Raw genomic sequence first — 20,468 nt, 5'->3', positions numbered from 1 at the left:
GGTTCTCCCTGTTCAGTACAGTGAAACGGGCCAGCATTGACCCGTTTTAAGTTAAGCATGTTTTGCATCATGGGGCAGCGGATCCTGCCGGTCCTGCGACGGCTTGACGATCAGCGTCAGCCACACGGCCACCAGTAATGCGCTCCCCATAAAGATATAGGATGCAGATGGACTGCCGGTGGCACCGTTGAGGTATCCCACCACCCAGGAGCCGAGGAATGAACCCAGCGCTCCCATCGAGTTAATCAGCGCCATCGCGCCCCCGGCAACGTTGCGCGGCAGCATTTCCGGGATGATGGCGAAAAAGGGACCGTACGGTGCATACATCGACGCACCGGCAATCACCAGCAGGGCATAGGACAGCCAGAAATTGTCGGAACCCACCAAATATGAGCCTAAAAAGGCTAATGCACCAATCAACAGTAACGGCCAGACAAACAATTTGCGGTTTTGTAACTTATCAGAGGCCCAGGAAACGACGATCATCGCGATGGTCGCTGCCAGATACGGCACCGCCGACAGCCATCCGGCCTCAACGATGCCCATCTGCGTGCCGTTACGCAGAATGGACGGCAGCCAGAGCACAAAACCGTACACACCGATGCTCCAGGCAAAATACTGCGCACACAGCAGGATAACGTTACGCGACTTAAAGGCCTCAGAGTAGTTACGCACCGCCTTCAGATTTTCCTGCTCTTTCTGCAGCTGCGCCTGCAATGCGGCTTTTTCGGCATCGCTCAGCCACTTCGCCTGCGACGGTTTATCCTGCACCAGGAACCACCAGGCCACGGCCCAGATCACCGCCGGGAAGCCTTCAATAATAAACATTTCACGCCAGCCGAAGGCGTTGATCAGGTAGCCGGACACCACCGACATCCACAGCACGGTCACCGGATTACCGAGGATCAGGAAGGTATTGGCGCGTGAACGTTCGGACTTAGTGAACCAGTTGCTGATATAAATCAGCATCGCGGGCATCACCGCCGCCTCCACCACGCCGAGCGTAAAGCGAATCACCGCCAGCATCGGAATATTGCTCACCATTCCGGTCAGCGAGGCACAGCCGCCCCACAGCACCAGGCACCAGAACACCAGTTTTTTTACGCTGCGGCGTTCGGCATAGATCGCGCCGGGGATCTGGAAAAAGAAGTAGCCAAGGAAAAACAGCGCACCAAGCAGGGAAGAAATCCCCTTGGTGATGCCGAGATCCTCATTAATCCCTGCGGCGGAGGCGAAGCTGAAGTTCGCCCTGTCCAGATACGCCAGGCTGTAGGTGATAAACACGATGGGCATGATGTACCACCAGCGTTTTGGCGCGATTGTCTGCTTCGTCTGCTCGTTCATGGTGTTTCCTCTGTTGAGGGGCCACATTCTGTTCTGTAGGGGAACGATGTGGTGATGTTATGTTTCCGGCCGGCCGTCAGGGTTAAAAATCGCCCAGTGCCGCCCGGGTTGGCAGTCCTTCGCTGTCACCGATTGCCTGGATCGCCAGGGAACCGATTTTATTGCCGCGGCGGATGGCCGCAGGCAGCGATTTTCCTTCCAGCAGGGCGCTGATCGTCCCTACCGCAAAGCCATCTCCGGCACCGACGGTATCCACTACGTTGGTGGTCATAACCGCCGGGACCCGATCTTTCACGCCGTCGGCGGTTTTAAACCACGCGCCTTCACAGCCGGTTTTGATAATCACGGCTTTTACGCCCATCGCCAGATAGAAGTCGGCAATCGCTTCCGGCTGGTCATAGCCGGTGAGGATTTTGCCTTCTTTGATGCCAGGCAGAACCCAGTCGGCATAAGACGCCAGTTCGTTCAGCCGGGTCACCATTTCCCGTTCGCTGGACCACAGCACCGGGCGCAGATTGGGGTCAAAGGAAAGGGTTTTCCCCATCGTCTTCATCTCCTTCGCGGCATGTTTCGACAGCGCCAGCGAGCTGTCAGAAAGCGCAGCGGCCACGCCGCTCAGGTGCAGGTGGCGTGCGGCACCGAAGTAGTCGCGGTTAAAGTCGTCGCAGGAGAGATGGCTGGCGGCCGAGCCTTTGCGGAAATACTCCACCAGCGGATCGGAGCCATCGTCCACCTTCGACTTCAGCTGAAAACCGGTAGGGAAGCGCGCGTCCAGCGTCACCTGCTGGCGATCGACGCCTTCACGATCCAGCTGCTGGCAGGTAAAGCGGCCAAATGAGTCATCGCCGACGCGGCTGACCCAGCCCACTTTCAGGCCCAGGCGCGCCAGACCGATTGCCACGTTCAGTTCGGCACCGGCGATGCGTTTGGTAAATTTCTCAACCGAAGCCAGGTCGCCGTTTTCTGCCGCGACAAACATCGCCATGGCTTCACCAATCGTGACGACATCCAGCGTGCCGTTGATATGGGTCGTCATGATTTATGCCTCGCGCAGCAGGTCAACATAGTGACGGGTCACCGCCACCAGGTCCGGGCCTTCCAGTGGGAATTCAATAGCGCGCGGCACGTCAGATGGCAGCAGGGCGAGCGTCTCGCGCCACAGGTTATCGGCTTCATCCAGCGGGATAGCGCGCCAGCTTTCGCCGTGCGGCACCGCCGCTTTAACGTGGATATAGCTGACGTAGCGGCTCAGGCTTTCCGCCGCCGGAAGCGGCTGGTCGCCGACCCACAGCCAGTTGCCGGTATCAAAGGTCATGCCGTTGCAGATGCGGCTTTCGCCGCAGGCGTGGAAAAAGCCATCGAGGGCGGCAAAACGGCCGTATTCGGTCTGGTCGTTTTCCACCACCAGATGCACTTTCTTACCGGCAAGCTTGCTGCGGAGTTCGCTGCTGTCGAAATCGTGATGATAGTTGCCCAGCGAATATTTAATCAGCTGGGCATTCAGCTGTTCCGCTTCCACAAAATGCTGGTCCAGATGCGGGTTGAGCGAGCCATCTTCGGTAAACAGCGCTTCCGGCACCGAGTAAAAAGCGATCAGTTTTTTAGAAGCAATGTCCGCGCCCAGCGCAGAAAGCTGGCCCAGTTCCTGTTCATCCAGCAGTTCGCGGCGGATCTCCACGCCGTCGGCACCTGCGGCAGCAATAATCGGCAGCAGCGCCTGCTGTCCCCCCAGCTCACGCACCTGTTTATTGCCGTAGGCCGCGGTGACAACGATGACTTCTCTTTTCATGATTTCTCCGGTTAATTCACCCGATTTGATGGAAAAACGGTAAATGGAACCGGTTCCAAAGAAAAGTACCAAAGCGGCATTTTATGACGGCGCTCACGGAGTGAACGCTTTTCTGCGTGAAATAGAGGAACGCCAGGGTGGGATGAGAAGTCTTGCAGGGGCACGATCGGCCCCGGGTTATTACGAGGACATGTGCTTAGCGGACAATCGGCTGCGTTGAGCCCCGCACCACCAGTTCCCCGGAAAATACCTGTTCTTGCAGCGGCTGATCTCCGCCCTCAATGCGGCTGATCACCTGCTCCAGCGCAGCATAGCCAATCTGCCAGGTCGGCTGCTTCAGGGTAGTGATGCCAACGCCCGCCAGCTCAGCCCACTCCAGCTCGTCGAAGCCCAGCAGGCCCAGCTGTTCGCCCCAGTTCAGATTCAGCCGACGCAGGGCGCGGGCAACCTGTAGCGTCAACGCGCCGTTAACGGCCATCACCGCGCAGGGCGCTCCCTGGTGACGCTGATAGAACTCACTCAGCACCTGCTGCATACGGGTTTCATCATCCAGTTTCACTTCGGCGTGTTCGGCAATCAGATCGGGCTGCTGCGCCATGCGTTCATGGAACGCGTGAATACGCTCCAGACGGGTGTTAACCAGACCAAGCGGCTCGCTGATAAACAGCAGCGCACGATAACCCTGCGACAGCAGATGTTCAGTGGCCTGCAGTGCCGCCGCGTGGTTATCCAGCCCGACGACATCGCAGGCGAAATCCGGTATTTTTCGGTCGATCAGTACCATCGGCAGCAGCGATTTTTGCAGCTGATTCAGCGCCTCTTCGCGCATGCCCACCGCGTTGACGACAATGCCTTCCACCTGGTAGCTGTTCAGCAGATTAAGGTAGTACTGCTCAAGATCGACTTCGTTATTGGTGTTACACATCAGCAGCGTGAAGCCGTGGCTGCGGCAGGCGGACTCAATGCCGCTCAGCACATCCACGGAATAGGGGTTAGTGATATCCGCGATAATCAGGCCAATCAGTCGGGTACGCCCACGCTTCAGGCCGCGCGCCATCTGGCTGGGGCGATAGTTAAGCGTGCTGATAGCGGCCTCAATGCGCTGCTTCAGATCGTCAGAAAGCGCGCTGAATTCACCGTTCAGGTAGCGCGAAACGCTGGTTTTTCCGGTACGCGCCTCTTTGGCGACGTCGCTGATGGTAGCTTTAGCGGCCTTGTTATTCATGGCTGTCCCTGATGATGTGAATAGCGTGAGACTACCATAACTGCCCGCCGGCGGCAGCATCAGGGTATTTTCAGCTCCGGCTGCCACAGTTCCTGCAACGAAGACACCGGCCCTCCCGCCATCAGCCGCAGCGCCATCTCTGCCACCTGCTGCCCGATAGCAGGCCAGGTGGCCTGAGCAATGCTGGCAACGGGCACATCGATCACCGAATCTGTGGGCAAACCGTTGTAGATCATCAACTCGATACGTTCAGGACCGCTCAGGCGGCCCATCTCACGCAAAGCGATTGCAGCGCCTTCACCCAGCGAGCTGGAATCGGCAATCAGCGCCTGCGGAGGCTGTGGCAAAGCAAGCAGCTGCCGGGTTGTGCGGTAGCCCTCAAGGCGACTGGGCTCTGCCTGCCAGCAGAGGTCGCTGTCGAAGCCGTGCCGCTGCATCGCACTCAGATAACCTTCTCGCCGCTGGCTGACAAAGGCCTGATCGAGGTGGCTGCCAAGCCAGGCGATACGGTGCAGACCCTGCGCAACGTAGTGGTCAACGGCCAGGCGCGGCCCGGTATGATGATCAAAATCGAACCAGGCATAAGGTTCTTTCAGCTCGCTGCGGCCCAGCGCCAGAAACGGAAAATTCAGCTGCTGGAGTTTGGCCAGCCGACTGTCGTGCCGTACGGTATGCGCCACAATCAGGCCGCTGACGTAGCGCGAGCGCAGCATCCGCTGCAGAGAGCGGTGGTCGTTTTCAGGCGTGTCGGCAAAGATCAGCAGATCCACTTCACGCTCGGCCAGCGCCTGGGCGATAGCGCCGATCACATCGACAAAACTGGTGCCGTTAAAAGGAAGAGGTGAAGAGGGAAAGAGCAAACCCAGGGCGTTGGTTTTTCCGGTTTTCAGGCTGCGGGCGACCGGGTTAGGGCGGTATCCTCGCCGTTGGGCTTCCTGCTGAATGCGCAGGCGCGTTTCCTCAGCCACATCGTCATAGCCGTTGAGCGCGCGGCTGATGGTGGTAACAGAGAGCCCCAGCGCGGAGGCAATATCTTTCAGTGACATGATGTGTGAATACTGATCAGTTTTTGCGCAGGGTAGCACAAACTGCTAATGGTCACTATGGTCCTGAATGATTATTCCCAAAAAAGAGAATAACGGCCCCGGCACGTTGTGTGCCGGGGCCTGGGGGATTACTGCAGCGGGCTGAGAGTGATTTCTACACGGCGGTTCTGAGCTTTCCCTTCGGCAGTGGCGTTTGAAGCCACCGGATTATCCGGCCCCATTCCGCTGGTGCGCACGCGGTTTGCTTCAACACCTTGAGTAATCAGCGAGCTGCCGACGCTGTCCGCACGCTGCTGCGACAGAGACATATTCAGCTGGCGGCTGCCGGTGCTGTCGGTATAGCCGATAATGTTTACGGCGGTTTTCGGGTACTCTTTTAGTACCATCGCCACGCCGGTCAGCGTGTTGGCTCCGGCAGGTTTCAGCGTGCTGCTGCTGCTGTCAAAGGTGACGTTGCTCGGCATATTCAGCACGATATTGTCGCCGTTGCGGGTCACGCTGACTCCGGTACCTTTCATTTTGTCGCGCAGCTTCGCTTCCTGCACGTCCATGTAATAACCCGCGCCGCCGCCGAGAGCGGCACCGGCGGCTGCACCAATCAGTGCGCCTTTGCCGCGATCTTTCTTCGAAGAAGAAAGCATACCCACCCCGGCGCCTACCGCGGCACCGATACCCGCACCAATACCGGACTTCCCTGCTTCACGCTCACCGGTGTAAGGGTTAGTGGTACAACCGGCCAGCGCAAGCGTGCCGCTCAATATCAGGGAAAGAGTGATAGCGCTTTTTTTCATGAGTATTCCTTTCATTTCGTTCACCGCAGGCAACGTCGCCTGTAAGCGCCAATTATGGCGCTCAATTGTGAGGAAAATACTCAGGCGAATTCTCAAAGTGTAAGAGAAAGCTATTTAATGTTATCCGGGTGGCAAAAACAGTCGGTCGTGTGTTCGCTGATTAATCCGCAGGCCTGCATAAATGAGTAGCAGGTCGTGGAGCCGACAAACTTAAATCCGCGCTTTTTCAGCGCTTTAGAGAGTGCATCGGAAGCCGCATTGGTGGTCGGTGCCTCACGGTAGTGGCCGAAGCGGGTGATTTGCTGTTCGTTATCAACGAAACTCCAGACGAAGTCTCTGAACGATTCACCGGCGGCTTCCATCGCCAGCAGCGCACGGGCGTTGGCGATAATTGCGTTAATCTTTCCCCGGTGGCGGATAATGCCGCTCTCCTGCATCAGTCGTTCAATATCGTCTTCATCCATCCGGGCAACGGCCTGAACGTCAAAGTGATGAAAATGCTGGCGATAGTTTTCTCTTTTCTTCAGCACGGTCAGCCAGGACAGCCCGGCAACCTGGCCTTCCAGACAAATCATTTCAAACAGCGAACGGGCGTCATGATGGGGAACGCCCCACTCGCGGTCGTGATAGGCGATATATAGCGGATCTTCAGATACCCAGCCACAGCGTTGCATAGATAACATTCCTTATTAACGGGTTGGGTACTGAATTTAACCGTTTAAGCGCCAAAAGGCACCGAATGTGCGGTGTTTTTCTGCTCCTCGCCGCAATATTTTTCCACCTCCAGCTGGGCCATATGGCCGCAGTTAGCCTGCGCTAACCGGGAGGAGCCGATATCAAAGGTCAGGCAGTTAACGCTGCCGTTTTTGCACAGGGTTTTAGGCTCTGACAAATCTGCCGGGTCGTACCAGGCCCCTTCACACACCCGAACCACGCCGGGTCGGATATCATCACTCACCAGCGCTCCCACCAGGATCTGCCCACGGTCGTTGTACGCGCGCACCAGGTCCCCGGACTGGATTTTCCGGGCCGCAGCATCCTGGGTATTGATCAGAATCGCCTCCCGATTGCTGACCGCATATTTGTCTCTCAGAGGCGTATTATCCAGCTGCGAATGCAGGCGGTGCGCCGGGTGCGAGGAGTTCAACGACAGCGGATAGCGCTGCGCAACGTCGCTGCCGCGCCATTCGTGCGGTGGGAACCAGCCCGGCAGCCCCGGGCAGTCGTCGTAACCCATTTTTGCCACGCTGCGGGAGAAAATTTCGATACGTCCGCTCGGCGTACCCAGCGGGTTGAGCAGTGGATCGGAACGGAAATCGGCAAAGCGTATCCAGTTTTTATTCTCTTCCGGGACAGGGAAGCGGATGTAATTGTTCGACTGCCAGAATTGATCGAACGGCGGCAGCGGCACGCCCGCATTACGGGCCTGGGTCTTCATATTGTCGTACATCGTTTTCAGCCACAGCATTTCATCGCGCCCTTCGGTAAACGCCTGCTCAACGCCAAGCCGCGCGGCAATATCGCGGAAAATATCGAAGTCGTTACGCGACTCGTGCTGCGGCGGCACGCACTGGTGCATCGGGAAAACATAGCGCTGGGAATAGTCGCCGCCCATATCCATATCGTTGCGCTCATAGCTGGTGGTGCACGGCAGGACGATGTCGGCGAATTTTGCCGTGGACGTCCACCAGGGTTCATGCACGATGATGGTTTCAGGATGCTGCATGACCTGCCGCAGATTATTGGTATCCTGCTGGTGTACCAGCGGGTTACCGCCGGCGACGTAGACCATTTTAACGTCGGGATAGGTGACCTGGCGGCCGTTGTAATCAATGGTTTTTCCCGGATTGGCCAGGCAGTCGGCCATTCTGGCCACCGGAACCGGAACGGGTGAGTTTTGTGGCGCTTCTCCGGCGCTGATGCCGGACAGAATACCGCCTTTCGCCGACGGGCTACCGCCGGAAGAGTAGTGATAGCTAAAGCCAAAACCACCGCCCGGCAGGCCAATCTGGCCAAGCATGGCAGCCACGGTCACCAGCAGCCAGTGCGGCTGTTCACCGTGATGCTGCCGCTGGATGCCCCAGCCCGCCATAATCATCGTCCGCTTCTTCGCCATATCGCGCGCCAGCTGGCGCAGCGTTTCCGCTTCAACGCCGCAAATCGCACTGGCCCATTCCGCCGTTTTCGCCACGCCGTCATGCTCGCCAAGCAGGCTTTCGCGGAACGGAGCAAAGCCGGTGGTATAGCGCTGCAGGAAGGCTTCATCATGCAGTTTTTCACTCAGCAGAGTATGCGCAATACCCAGCAGCATCGCCGCATCGGTGTAGGCGTGCGGCGCGATCCACTCCGCGTTCAGCTGTTTTGAACCGGGGTTGTTGATTGGGTCGATGGCGATAATCCGCGTGCCTTTTTTCGACAGTGCGGCAAAGCCTTCAAGCCCGACGTGATCCGGCACGTTCCAGCTGTTTTTCAGCGTGGTGTAGGGGTTACATCCCCACAGCACCACCAGTTCGCTGTTATCAATCACGTTGGGCCAGGTGGTTTGCTGATCGTATACCTCGGTCGAACCGACAACGTGGGACATGATCACCTGCGCAGCACCGGTAGAGTAGTCGCCGCTGTAGCTCAGAAAGCCGCCGCTCAGATTCATTAGGCGATGCAGCAGCGCCCGGCAGTTATGCAGCATGCCGGTACTTTTCCAGCCGCAGGACCCGGCATAAATCGAGGAAGGGCCATAGGCCGACTGCAATCGACGGATTTCATCGCTAACCAGCTGGATGGCTTTTTCCCAGCTGACCTTCACCCATTCATCGCGCCCGCGCAGATCGTTGCGACTGCCGGGGCCATTTTCCAGCCAGCTCTTACGCACGACCGGTGAGGTAATCCGATTGGCGGCGTGCACCTGCCACGGCGCCATCTCAATCAGTTCATTGGGTGCCGGATCGTCCTGAACCGGCTGCACACCCACCATTTTTCCCTGCTCAACAATGGCTTCAAAAGCCCCCCAGTGAGCGGAGGTCAGAATGCCTTTCTTCGCCGGGCGCAGCGCGGCAAACAGCGGCATCGCCTGGCTTACCGCCCGGGCCACGGCGGAAGGAGAAAACAGCAGATCTAACGAGCTGGCGGCCAGCAGCGTGCTGCCCAGTTGCAGAAAACGACGGCGCGACAGGCCGGAGAGTACATTATTTTTCACGAGAGCTTCCTTGTTCAGAGGGCTGTCCGGCAGGTGGCATATCGCTGGCGTGGTTTTGCGCGTACAGCGTCAAAATGCGCAGCTGCTCCTCGTTCAGCGCGGTACGCGAGGCCATACCTTTCATCACGCCAATCCACTGATTTGCGGTGAAGTGATCCAGTGCGGTCAGGCCGTGACAGCCGGTACAGTTAGCGGACATCAAGTCGCTGGCGTACTGCCAGATCTTTTGCTGGTTGGCGATCAGCGCCTTGGAGGGGAACCAGGCGGTCAGAGCAACATGATGCCACTGCGTATCGGTCTGGCTGTCGGTTTGCGATCCCAGCGTTTTCAACTGCTGCTGACTATTTTCATCCAGCACCGCACGAATAATTCGCCGGCCGGGAGCGCCATAGATCACCCCGGTTACACCGTCCTGCTGCCAGCCTTCCAGGCGCGCTTCAGTCAGCAAACCCTGATGACGTAACGGGATCACGGGTGCAGACGGGAACAGCGTACCGGCTGAGCTGGTGATGCCAGGCTCCAGTACAAAAGACTGCGTTTTAATGCTGTAAAGCGGGCTGTCCGCCGGTTTGACGTCGGTCGCCAGGGCCGCAAGCTGGCTGGCACCGGCCGCGTTACTTGAGGTCATGTCCGGCAGGATATGTGCCACACCACGGTGGCAGTCAATACAGGTCTGATTCTCTTTTATCGCTACCGGATGCGCCTTACGGGCTTCAGGCCGCTGCGCAAGAATATCCATCGCTTCAAAGCTGTGGCAGCTGCGGCAGGTGGCTGAGTCGTTGGCCTTCATGGTCTTCCAAACCGATTCCGCCATCGCCAGTTTATGGGCGTTGTACTTCTCTTCGGTATCTATCTTTCCGGTAATTTCGCCATAAACGTCCTTAACTGCGGCGATCTTGGTCAACAAATAGGGAACAGGAGCCGTGGGGATATGGCAGTCGGCACACTCGGCGCGGATACCGGCGTGGTTTTCGAAATGAACGCTGCCCTGATACTCAGCCAGCGGTCTTTCCATGCTGTGGCAAGAAACGCAGAAGGCCGTATCGCTGGTTTTATGCATCACGGTGACACCACCGGCGACCAGCAGCAGGCCGATGGCCAGGCCCAGCAGCATCAGCAACAGCGCACGCCAGCCGCACAGTCGCTTCAGCCGCCCCTCTTTCCTGAAATAATTCATAACTTCCCCTGTTAGTACTGATTGGCTCAGTGCAGAGCACTGAAAAGTAAGCGCACTTACTTTTATCCCACAGCTTGCGAATGGTTTTTTTGTGGTCAATCAACTCAGGGGGACGTTACGGCAGCGGCATATAAAATCGGTGAAGTACGATTTACAGAAACATTCCGCCATCACGCAGCAGATGTTCATTACCTTTACGGCGGGTAAAACCACTACGGTCGAAAAATTCCAGAATCTGTATCGCCAGCTTGCGGCCAACGCCCAGGCGATCGCGAAAATCTGCGGCGCTGCTGCCCAGTCCTTCAGCATCACGCTGGCGAATAATGTCGGCAAAACGGGTTATCTGGCTGTGGCTGTAATAACGATCCTTCACGACGGCGACGATCAGCCCGCTTTGTGCCGCTTTGCGCAATGCCTGCCGCATCACATCCTCCGGGCAGGTCAGCGCCAGGGCCAGGTCCCGCACCCATCGGGCGCTATCGGCAAACAGTGGTTCAGCCCGCTGCCAGAGCGCGGCTTCCTGCGGCTCGAAGCGAATGGCAAAGTCGGGCAGATGCAGCCAGCCCCGGCTATTCACCAGCCTGCCGCTGCCGATCAGCCCATCGATCAAACTGCCTGCCAGCGCAGAAGGCCGGTCGGACAACGCCATGCGCCGCAGACGATCGCGCCCCAGGCCTGGACGATCGCCATTGCTGCGGTGATAGTGCGCCATCTCGTCAAGCAGCCGCTGCTGCCAGTCCTGAATCATCTGCGGCAATATCATATACCCGGCGATAATCTCCGGACGCAGGCGGTAGTCCAGATTAACCAGCGCTTCTTCATGCAGCTGACGCGCCCAGCTCAGTTCCGACATTGGCCGTGGGCGCTGCTGCAAATACAGAGCGATGATCTCAGCATCCTCCCGCGCCTGCTCTAACTGGTGCAGCCAGGCAAGAAACCCGGGCTGGCGCTTGCCGCGTTTCGGTGACGCCAGCAGCAGCACCCGCGCCGCTGCAAGCGTGTGTTTCGCGCCGATATCACGCAGGATCAGGCGATCGTTATCGGCCAGCCACAGCGGTGCGTCGAGCAGCAGCTCGGCCAGATTATCCGCCAGCAGCGACAGCCGCCCGGTGATATGGCGGGCACCGTGATGAAGATGCAACGACTGGCCCTGCCGCAGCGGCTGGTGCTGTTCCAGTGTGACGATAACCCGCTCGCAGGGCGTTTCCGGCAGTGCAGACAGCAGCCAGTCGCCGCGCGCAATCGCTGATTTTTCCACGCTGCCGGTAATATTCAGCGCCACCCGCTGCCCGCCGTGCGCACTCTGGCTCGGCTGATTCTGCACGTGCAAACCGCGAACGCGGACTGCCTGATTCACGCCGCTCAGCCACAGCGTATCGCCCACGCCGATCTCGCCAGACAGCGCGGTGCCGGTCACTACCAGCCCGGCCCCTTTGACGTTAAACACCCGATCGATAGCGAGACGAAACGGCCCCTCGCGACGGGACTTCCCGACCGGCAGCTGGCGCAGATGATCCGCCAGTGCCGCTATCCCTGCGCCATTCAGGGTGCTGGTAGGAAACTGAGCAACCTGCTGCCAGCCCATCTGCTGAGTGAGGGCATCGATCTGCTGCGCTACGTCAGCCAGCCGCTCGGGTTCCACGCTGTCGCTTTTGGTGATGGCCACGGTCAACGGTGGCCGCCCGCCAAGCTGAAGGATCGCCAGATGTTCACGGGTTTGCGGCATCACACCGTCATCGGCTGCGACCACCAGCAGGGCATGATCGATGCCGCCAATGCCGCTGAGCATATTGCTGAGAAATTTTTCATGGCCGGGAACGTCAATAAAACCAACGATCGCGCCATCCGGCTGCGGCCAGTAGACATAGCCAAGATCGATGGTCATACCGCGCGATTTTTCTTCCGGCAGTCTGTCGGCATTCACGCCGGTCAGCGCCTGTAGCAGCGAGGTTTTACCGTGGTCAACGTGACCGGCGGTGGCAATAATCATGCACTTATCATCCTGATAAACAGTTCTTCGTCTTCCAGCGTGCGCAGATCGAGCCACAGAGAGCCGTCGTGAATGCGCCCGATCACCGGCACATCACCCTCACGCAGTTTGCGGGTGAGCGCCATCAGAGTGCTGCCGCTGCCGTCGCGAGAGGTCAGAGTCAGCGCCGTACCGGGCAGCCGCTCAATCGGCAGCGAGCCGCTGCCAATCTGCGAGGAGCAGGGTGCCAGCGCCACGCAGAACTGTTGCCCGCAGGCGGCTTCCACAGCGGGCAGCAGCCGCAGCCCCTGGGCATGAATATCCTGCCGGGTGCGGGTCAGGAATCTGAGCGTGGGCAGCTGTTCCGCCAGCTTATCCGGCTGACGATACAGCTGGAGCGTGGCTTCCAGCGCGGCGAGGGTGACTTTATCAACCCGCAGCGCGCGCTTCAGCGGATGCTGCTGCAAGCGTTCGATGAGCGCTTTTTTGCCGATGATAATCCCGGCCTGCGGCCCGCCCAGCAGCTTATCGCCGGAAAAGCTGACCAGGCTGGCACCCGCCGCAATCAGCCGCTGCGGCATCGGTTCTTCGGGTAAGCCATACTGGCTAAGATCGATCAGCGAACCGCTGCCCAAATCAACCACCACCGGCAGGTCAGATTCCTCCCCGAGCGCGATCAGTTCCGCTTCACTGACGGCCCTGGTAAAGCCCTGAATCTGATAATTGCTGGTGTGCACCTTCATCAGCAGCGCGGTGTCTTCCTCAATCGCCTGGCGGTAATCTTTCAGATGGGTGCGGTTGGTGGTGCCCACTTCGCGCAGAGTACAGCCCGCCTGAGTCATCACATCCGGGATGCGGAAAGCACCGCCGATTTCCACCAGCTCACCGCGTGAGACGATCACCTGTTTACCCGGTGCCAGCGCGGCCAGCATCAGCAGCACCGCCGCCGCATTGTTATTGACGATGCAGGCGTCCTCCGCCCCGGTAAGCTGGCATAGCAAATCGGCCAGCGCCCGGTCACGGTGGCCGCGCCCCGCATCATCCAGCGAATATTCGAGGGTCACGGGGGATCGCATCGCCCGTGCTGCGGCGGCAACGGCGGTTTCAGCCAGCTGCGCGCGGCCAAGGTTGGTGTGCAAAACCGTACCGCTGAGGTTCAGCACCGGACGCAACCCGCTGCGGCTGTGCTGATGCAGCAGACTGCGGGCATGGCTCGCCCAGTCCTGGCTCCAGGCAGGGAGCTGATGATGCTGCCGGATATGCTCACGTGCGCTTTGCTGCATCTCACGCAGAATGGCGACCAGCCTGACGTGGCCCCATTCCGCAGAAAGCGCCTGCATCGCGGACTGGCGCAGCAGGCTGTCTATGGACGGAAGCTGATGGAACAGATTACTCACGGTTAGTCGTCACCTCATCCCTGCGGAGCGGAAAAAAATTGCCTGCCGTCTTCATGGCTTACTCCCCAGGGAACAGGAACGGATTCAGGCTGCTGCGGGCAAAACCCTCCTGCTCCATCCGCGCGTCAAGGATCAGCGAAGCGAGATCGTCGGCAACCGGCTCAACGGCCGGATCTTTTTCCTGGTACAGCATTTTCAGGTAGGTCCCGCAGTCGCCGCAGCTTTCGGTTTTAATCGCGGCGTTTTCGCTATCCAGCGACCAGTAGTGCAGGTCTCGCGTTTGCTCGCAGTTGCTGCACTTCGCCCGCACCACGTGCCATTCGCTTTCACACAGGTTGCAGTGAAGGTAGCGCAAGCCGTCTTTGTGGCTGCCCATATGGATTACGCTGGCAACTGGCACGCTGGCACACACCGGGCAAAACTGGCGCTGTTCGCCCGATTCAGCTCTGGCTTTACCGGGGATCAACGCCGCCATCTGCGCCCAGTAGATCGACAGCGCCGCCCAGATAAACGGCGCTTTATCGCTGCTCACCTGGGCGAAGTCGTGGGCCAGCAGCGCTCCGGCCATTTGCTCCAGCTCGCTGGCAGAGGCTTTTTCCAGATTCTCCAGTACCGACAATGCAGGCCCGCTCATCTCCGGCTTCAGTTCGGCAATCAGCGAATGCAGCATCTGCTGCCAGTGGGCATCGCGCGGCAGCGTGGCGATATCCAGCGGCGGTTTGCCGAGGCGGGCACTCTCTTCCAGCCGCGCCTGCAAATCCATCCGCAGCGGATGATCGTAAAGGACGATTTCCTGCGCGGCGGCAATAACCGCCGCAAAGCGCAGATAGTCGCCCAGTGGATTCTTCTCCGCCAGCTGCCGCAAACGGGCAGCCCGGCGACTGTACAGGTGTTTCAGCTGAGGGAAAAGTAACGGCGGAATGCCCCCCGCCGCGTTGCTTTTTTCCTTCTCCAGCCGGTCCTGCGGAATAATTCTAATCGTCATCAGGGACCTTTTTCGTGTTGTCGCGGTGGGTTTTGCTGCTCGCGTAGTGAGCGATACCAGCGCGGATGATGCCGTTTGGCCCAGCTTACGCTAACCCAGCCTTCGACCATGGCGGTTATCGTCCCTTTCACCCACAGTGCCGCATAAACGTGCACCATAATCACCACGATCAGCACAACGGCTGAGACAGAATGCACCACCAGCGCCAGCCGGATCAGCGGGATGCTGAAGTAGCCGGCGAACCAGGGACGCCAGATCGCCACGCCGCTTAACAGCAGCAGCACTAAACTGAGGATCGCTGCCCAGAATACGCACTTCTGACCAAAATTATAGCGCCCGGTATCTCCCACCTCTTCGTTTTGGGCGATTTTATGGATGTTTTTTGCCCACAGGATGTCGTTTCGCTCCAGCAAATTGTGCCGCCAGTAACGGAAGAACATCAGCAGGAAAGCCACAAACATCACCACACCGGTAAAGGGATGCAGGATACGCGCCAGCTGCGGCGTGCCCATGATCTGCATCAACCAGTTAAACGACGGGAAGAAGAATCCCAGGCCGCTCACCGCGGCCAGGACAAAGCAGAAGGCCACCAGCCAGTGATTAATACGCTCCGGGGCGCTGTAGCGCTGAATTCGCTGCGGCTTTTTCATGGCTGTTCCTCCTCATCATCATCTTCTTCAACACGGTTAGGTCCGATACCGACATAGTGGAATACCGAAGCGGCAAAGGTGGCGGCAAAACCAATCGCCGCCAGCGGTTTCCAGACGCCTTTCCAGAAAGTCACCGCCGGACTGATCGCCGGGTTCTGCGGCAAACCGTGATAAAGCTGCGGCCTGTCGGCATGATGCAGCACGTACATCACGTGCGTACCGCCCACACCTTCGGGGTCGTATAGCCCGGCGTGCTGATAGCCGCGCCCCTGCAACTCACCCACGCGTTCGGCCGCCAGCGTTTTCATATCTTCTTTGCTGCCAAAGTGGATCGCGCCGGTTGGGCAGGTTTTCACACAGGCGGGCTCCTGCCCGACGTTAACCCGGTCGACACAAAGCGTGCATTTGTAGGCACGGTTGTCCTTCGGGTTGATGCGCGGCACGTTGAACGGACAGCCGGCAATGCAGTAGCCACAGCCAATGCACTGCTCCGACTGAAAATCGACGATGCCGTTGGCATACTGAATAATCGCCCCCTCGGACGGGCAGGCCTTCAGGCAGCCGGGATCGGCACAGTGCATGCAGCCGTCCTTACGGATCAGCCATTCCAGCCGGTTATTCTCTTCCACTTCCGCGAAACGCATCACCGTCCATGACTGCGCGGACAAATCGGCAGGGTTGTCATACACCCCGACGTTGCTGCCCACCTCATCACGCAGATCGTTCCACTCGGAGCAGGCCACCTGACAGGCTTTGCAGCCGATACAGGTGGTAACGTCGATCAGCTTGGCCACTTCCTGCTGATGGTCCCGCGCACGCGGCGCGGGGGTGAGGTCGTTGGTGGCAGAGCGGCGGACAATGTCCTGAGATTGATAAGCCATCGATTACACCTTCTCCACGTTGACAAGGAACGCCTTAAATTCCGGCGTTTGCGTATTGGCATCACCGACGAATGGCGTCAGGGTATTCGCCAGGAACCCCTTCTTCGCCACGCCAGTAAAGCCCCAGTGCAACGGGATACCGATGGTGTCGACCGTTTTGCCGTCGACCATCAGCGGCCGCAGGCGTTTGGTCACCACAGCCACGGCCTTGATGTAGCCACGGTTAGAGCTGACCTTCACCCAGTCCCCTTTGGCAATACCCAGCTTCTCCGCCAGCACTTCACCGATTTCAATAAACTGCTCCGGCTGCGCAATGGCGTTAAGCCGCGCATGCTTGGTCCAGAAGTGGAAATGCTCGGTGAGGCGGTACGTTGTTCCGACGTACGGGAACTCCGCCGCGGTGCCCATCGCCTTCAGGTCGTCGGCAAAGACGCGCGCCGCCGGGTTTGAAATCACCGAAGGATGCAGCGGGTTAGTGCCGATCGGCGTTTCAAACGGCTCGTAGTGTTCCGGGAACGGTCCCTCGGCCATTTTATCGAGAGCAAACAGACGCCCCATCCCTTCCGCCTGCATGATAAACGGCCCGGCCTCGCTGCCCGGCGGAGCCGTGCCGTAGTCGGCAACGTCCTGCCCGGTCCATTTTGCGCCGTCCCAGTGCAGTAGCTGGCGCTCAGGGTCCCACGCTTTCCCCTGCGGGTCGGCAGAGGCACGGTTATAGAGGATGCGGCGGTTAAGCGGCCACGCCCAGCTCCAGTTCGGCGTATTGCCCAGACCGGCCGGATCGCTGTTATCGCGCCGCGCCATCTGGTTGCCTTCCGGCGTCCAGCTGCCAGCAAAGATCCAACAGCCGCTGGCCGTCATGCCGTCGGCACGCAGCTGTGCAAAGCTGCTGAGCTGCTGGCCTTTTTTCACCAGTACGGTGCCTTTGTCGTCGACCAGATCGACCAGCGCGCGGCCGTTGCTCTCCTGCGCGACCTCTTCCGATGCCGGTGAATCCGGCGTCAGGTAATCCCAGGTCATGTTCAGCACCGCCTCCGGCAGTGCGCCGCCCTCGCTGGAGTAGAGCTTGCGCAGACGCGAGTAGATGCCGGCCAGGATTTCACCATCGTTGTGCGCTTCACCCGGACCGTCCGCCGCCTTCCAGTGCCACTGCAGCCAGCGCGCCGAGTTGACGATCGATCCGTCTTCTTCTGCAAAGCAGGTTGACGGCAGGCGGAACACTTCCGTCTGGATATCAGCCGGATGCACATCGTTAAACTCGCCGTGGGACTGCCAGAAGGTCGAGGTTTCGGTGTTTAGCGGATCGATAACCACCAGGAATTTCAGCTTCGACAGCGACTCGCTGACTTTCTTTTTATGCGGGAAGGAGGCCAGCGGGTTAAAGCCCTGGCACAGATAGCCGTTCACTTCGCCACGGTGCATCATGTCGAAGTAGCGCAGCACGTCGTAGCCTTTATCCCACTTCGGCAGCCAGTCAAAGCCCCAGTTGTTTTCCGCCTGCGCTTTATCACCCCACCAGGACTTCATCAGGCTGATAAAGAACTTGGGATAGTTGCCCCAGTAGTTCACCTGGCCCGGCAGCAGCGCTTTCGGCGTGTTGTCATCCAGATAAGCGGGCAGCGTGGCCTGTTTGTCGGAAGGCAGGTTCATATAGCCGGTCAGGCTCTGCGACAGCAGGCCAAGGTCGGTTAATCCCTGAATATTGGAGTGGCCGCGCAGGGCGTTAATACCGCCGCCCGCCATGCCCATGTTGCCAAGCAGCAGCTGGATCATCGCCATAGTTCGGATGTTCTGCGCACCCACCGAGTGCTGCGTCCAGCCCAGGGCATAGAGGAAGGTCGCGGTACGATCGCGGGCGCTGGTCTCTGCCAGCATTTGGCAGACTTTCAGGAAATCCGCTTTCGGCGTGCCGCAGATGCGCTCCACGATTTCAGGCGTATAGCGGCTGACGTGCGTTTTCAGCAGGTTCCACACGCAGCGGGGGTGCTGTAGCGTAGGATCGCGCAGGGCATAGCCCTCGCCATCCAGCTGATAGTTCCAGCTGCTCTTATCGTAGCTGCGCGTTTCCGGGTCATAACCGCTGAACAGGCCGTCTTCAAAGCTGAAGTCTTCCCGTACCAGCAGGCTGGCATTGGTGTAGGACGCGACGTATTCATGCTGGACGGTATCATGTTCGATCAGGTAACGCAGAACGCCGGACAGGAAGGTAATATCGCTGCCGGAACGGATAGGCGTATAGAAATCAGCGACCGACGCGGTTCGTGTGAAGCGCGGATCGATAACGATAAGTTTGGCGTTGTTATGGATTTTGGCTTCCATCGCCCAGCGGAATCCCACCGGATGCGCCTCAGCGGCGTTGCCACCCATGACAATAATCAGATTCGCATTGCGGATGTCGACCCAGTGATTGGTCATCGCACCGCGACCGAACGTAGGAGCAAGACTTGCTACCGTAGGTCCGTGTCAGACGCGCGCCTGGTTATCGACGGCAAGCATGCCGAGCGAACGGGTGATTTTCTGCGTCAGATAGCCAGTTTCATTGCTGGAGGCGGAAGCGCACAGCATGCCGGTACTCAGCCAGCGGTTAACGGTGACGCCGTCTTCATTGCGGGCAATAAAGTTGGCATCGCGATCGTCCTTCATCAGGCGGGCAATGCGATCGTAGGCTTCATCCCAGCTGATGCGCTGCCAGCTATCGGAGCCGGGTGCGCGATATTCGGGATATTTGAGGCGGCTGTCGCTGTGAATGTAATCCAGCAGGCCAGCCCCTTTCGGGCAGAGCGCACCGCGGTTAACCGGATGGTCCGCGTCGCCTTCAATGTGAAATATTGACTGTTTGGCATTTTTTGCGCCATCGCCCATGCTGTAAATCAGCAGGCCGCAGCCAACAGAACAGTAGGTGCAGGTGTTGCGGGTTTCACGAGCGCGTAACAGCTTGTACTGGCGGCTCTCCGCCAGCGCGGCAGTCGGGACAAATCCCAGAGCGGCAGCCGTGGTGCCTGCCATCCCTCCCGCGCAGATTTTAAAAAAACGTCTTCTGCTGACATTCATCGCATTCTTCCTGTATCGATGTTGCTCAATTATTTTTGCGGCGCTTCCTTCAGAGGTTCACAATTGCCTCAGTTTAAACGCATACGGTCGCAATGTTACCACATTAACCGTGTGGTTGTTGGTTAAGGATAAAACAGATTGAGCGAAAAACAGCACAATATCGACAAAAAATCGGCAGAGGTTATCGGGGCCGGTTTAGCTGAGGTGTGGCCGCGAGACAACCTGCAACACTCCCGTTCGGACTGGCTGGCGGAAGAGGTTCCGGTGGCGCTGGTGTATAACGGCATCTCCCACGTCGTGATGATGGCCACGCCGAAAGATCTGGAAGCATTCGCCATAGGTTTCTCGTTATCAGAAGGGATTATCAGCAGCCCGACGGAGATTTATGGCATCGATATTCATCCCGCCTGCGAAGGGATTGAAGTGCACGTTGAGCTGTCCAGCCGCCGGTTTATGGGGCTGAAAGAGCGCCGCCGGGCGATGGCCGGGCGTACCGGATGCGGTGTTTGCGGCGTGGAGCAGCTGGAAGAGATCGGCAAACCCATCGACGCTCTGCCGTTCAGCCAGACCTTTAACCTCGACCATCTTGATACGGCCCTGCGTCAGTTGGGTAACTTCCAGCCGGTGGGCCAGCTGACCGGCTGCACCCATGCCGCCGCCTGGATACGGCCTGACGGTAATTTAACCGCCGGTTGTGAAGATGTTGGCCGCCACGTGGCGCTGGATAAACTGCTTGGCCTGCGCAGCCGGGCCGACTGGGGTGTGGGCGCAGTGCTGGTGTCCAGCCGCGCCAGCTATGAGATGGTGCAGAAGGCCGCGATGTGCGGTGTGGAGATCCTGTTTGCCGTCTCCGCCGCGACTCGACTGGCGGTTGAAGTGGCTCAGCGCAGCAATCTGACGCTGGTCGGCTTCAGCAAGCCCGGCCGCGCGATGGTGTATACCCACCCGCAGCGGCTGATCGGCGGCTGAG

At 58.8% G+C, this 20,468-nt stretch carries 16 protein-coding genes; 1 reads left to right on the top strand and 15 read right to left on the bottom strand.

Annotation, left to right across the window (positions count from 1 at the left end; genetic code table 11):
* Window positions 1–51 precede the first annotated feature (51 nt).
* The 15 genes from OMR58_RS15640 to fdnG form a co-directional block, all read right to left on the bottom strand.
* Entirely contained in the window at window positions 52–1,344 is a 1,293-nt protein-coding gene (locus OMR58_RS15640; protein WP_200560707.1) for an MFS transporter, read from the bottom strand.
* Between the two features lie 82 nt (window positions 1,345–1,426).
* Window positions 1,427–2,380 (bottom strand): sugar kinase, encoded by a 954-nt coding sequence (locus OMR58_RS15635; RefSeq protein ID WP_200560706.1) that lies wholly within the window; start codon window positions 2,378–2,380, stop codon window positions 1,427–1,429.
* A gap of 3 nt (window positions 2,381–2,383) precedes the next feature.
* Entirely contained in the window at window positions 2,384–3,133 is a 750-nt protein-coding gene (locus OMR58_RS15630) for a sugar phosphate isomerase/epimerase family protein (protein ID WP_264546353.1), read from the bottom strand.
* 196 nt (window positions 3,134–3,329) lie between these two features.
* Window positions 3,330–4,358, bottom strand: a complete 1,029-nt coding sequence (locus tag OMR58_RS15625) for a LacI family DNA-binding transcriptional regulator (RefSeq protein ID WP_200560704.1) — start codon at window positions 4,356–4,358, stop codon at window positions 3,330–3,332.
* A gap of 59 nt (window positions 4,359–4,417) precedes the next feature.
* Entirely contained in the window at window positions 4,418–5,404 is a 987-nt protein-coding gene (locus tag OMR58_RS15620; RefSeq protein ID WP_264546352.1) for a LacI family DNA-binding transcriptional regulator, read from the bottom strand.
* Window positions 5,405–5,532: 128 nt separating this feature from the next.
* On the bottom strand, window positions 5,533–6,195 hold the full coding sequence (locus tag OMR58_RS15615; RefSeq protein WP_200560702.1) for an OmpA family lipoprotein: 663 nt from the start codon (window positions 6,193–6,195) through the stop codon (window positions 5,533–5,535).
* Window positions 6,196–6,305: 110 nt separating this feature from the next.
* Window positions 6,306–6,869 (bottom strand): DNA-3-methyladenine glycosylase I, encoded by a 564-nt coding sequence (locus OMR58_RS15610; RefSeq protein WP_200545928.1) that lies wholly within the window; start codon window positions 6,867–6,869, stop codon window positions 6,306–6,308.
* 44 nt (window positions 6,870–6,913) lie between these two features.
* The gene (gene torA, locus OMR58_RS15605; RefSeq protein WP_264546351.1) at window positions 6,914–9,388 is read right to left on the bottom strand and encodes a trimethylamine-N-oxide reductase TorA; all 2,475 of its coding nucleotides are present in this window, start codon (window positions 9,386–9,388) and stop codon (window positions 6,914–6,916) included.
* Window positions 9,378–10,565, bottom strand: a complete 1,188-nt coding sequence (locus OMR58_RS15600; protein WP_264546350.1) for a NapC/NirT family cytochrome c — start codon at window positions 10,563–10,565, stop codon at window positions 9,378–9,380. Before OMR58_RS15600 ends, torA begins: the two co-directional genes overlap by 11 nt.
* A gap of 151 nt (window positions 10,566–10,716) precedes the next feature.
* A complete protein-coding gene (selB, locus tag OMR58_RS15595; RefSeq protein WP_264546349.1) occupies window positions 10,717–12,555 on the bottom strand; it encodes a selenocysteine-specific translation elongation factor in 1,839 nt (612 codons plus the stop codon).
* Window positions 12,552–13,931: an L-seryl-tRNA(Sec) selenium transferase gene (selA, locus tag OMR58_RS15590; protein ID WP_200560699.1), complete on the bottom strand. Its 1,380-nt coding sequence runs from the start codon at window positions 13,929–13,931 to the stop codon at window positions 12,552–12,554. The genes selB and selA overlap by 4 nt, the downstream gene beginning before the upstream one ends.
* A 58-nt stretch (window positions 13,932–13,989) precedes the next feature.
* Window positions 13,990–14,916, bottom strand: coding sequence for a formate dehydrogenase accessory protein FdhE (fdhE, locus tag OMR58_RS15585; protein WP_200560698.1), 927 nt, complete (start codon window positions 14,914–14,916; stop codon window positions 13,990–13,992).
* Window positions 14,916–15,566, bottom strand: a complete 651-nt coding sequence (fdoI, locus tag OMR58_RS15580; protein WP_264546348.1) for a formate dehydrogenase cytochrome b556 subunit — start codon at window positions 15,564–15,566, stop codon at window positions 14,916–14,918. Before fdoI ends, fdhE begins: the two co-directional genes overlap by 1 nt.
* On the bottom strand, window positions 15,563–16,447 hold the full coding sequence (fdxH, locus tag OMR58_RS15575) for a formate dehydrogenase subunit beta (RefSeq protein WP_200545922.1): 885 nt from the start codon (window positions 16,445–16,447) through the stop codon (window positions 15,563–15,565). Before fdxH ends, fdoI begins: the two co-directional genes overlap by 4 nt.
* 3 nt (window positions 16,448–16,450) lie before the next feature.
* Window positions 16,451–19,498, bottom strand: a complete 3,048-nt coding sequence (fdnG, locus tag OMR58_RS15570) for a formate dehydrogenase-N subunit alpha (protein WP_264546347.1) — start codon at window positions 19,496–19,498, stop codon at window positions 16,451–16,453.
* 183 nt (window positions 19,499–19,681) lie between these two features.
* Here fdnG and fdhD point away from each other — a divergent pair, with 183 nt between their 5' ends.
* Window positions 19,682–20,467, top strand: coding sequence for a formate dehydrogenase accessory sulfurtransferase FdhD (fdhD, locus tag OMR58_RS15565; protein ID WP_347710572.1), 786 nt, complete (start codon window positions 19,682–19,684; stop codon window positions 20,465–20,467).
* The last annotated feature ends 1 nt before the right edge of the window (window position 20,468 follow it).

It is taken from the genome of Erwinia sp. INIA01 (assembly GCF_025947915.1).
Taxonomy (GTDB): domain Bacteria; phylum Pseudomonadota; class Gammaproteobacteria; order Enterobacterales; family Enterobacteriaceae; genus Erwinia; species Erwinia coffeiphila.
Note: the sequence above shows the minus strand (reverse complement) of the source record. Positions and strands in the feature narration are given on the sequence as shown.